The 457-nt window shown below is 64.6% G+C and carries 1 protein-coding gene; it reads left to right on the forward strand.

Features of this window, described 5'->3' with window-relative positions; all coding sequences use genetic code 11:
* A partial coding sequence (locus tag BN1127_RS02580) for an ATP-binding cassette domain-containing protein (protein ID WP_042648369.1) occupies window positions 1-457 on the forward strand: 457 nt, incomplete at both ends.

Below are 457 nucleotides of genomic sequence, written 5' to 3' on the forward strand. Positions count from 1 at the left end.
GACCCTGCTCGCCCTCATCACAGGGGATCATCCGCAAGGGTACAGCAATGACCTGCGCCTGTTCGGAGTGCGCCGGGGCAGTGGCGAGAGCATCTGGGAGATCAAGCGCCACATCGGCCTGGTGAGCCCGGCCTTGCATCTGGACTATCGCGTCAATTGCTCGGTGCAGGCGGTGATCCTCTCCGGCTTTTATGACTCCATCGGCCTCTATACCCGCCCGGGGGATCGCCAGCTGGCGCTCGCCAACCAGTGGCTGGTTCTGTTGGGGCTAAAGGATCAGGGGGCGCAGTCCTTCCACGCCCTCTCTTTTGGTCAGCAGCGCCTGGTGCTGATCGCCCGGGCTCTGGTCAAGCATCCGCCGCTGCTCATTCTGGACGAGCCCCTGCAGGGGCTGGATCCCTTGAACCGCCATCTGGTGCGGGAGATGGTGGTGCGCCTCATCGGCGAGGGCACCCAG

It is taken from the genome of Aeromonas media, assembly GCF_000819985.1.
In the GTDB taxonomy this organism is placed as follows: Bacteria; Pseudomonadota; Gammaproteobacteria; order Enterobacterales; family Aeromonadaceae; genus Aeromonas; species Aeromonas media.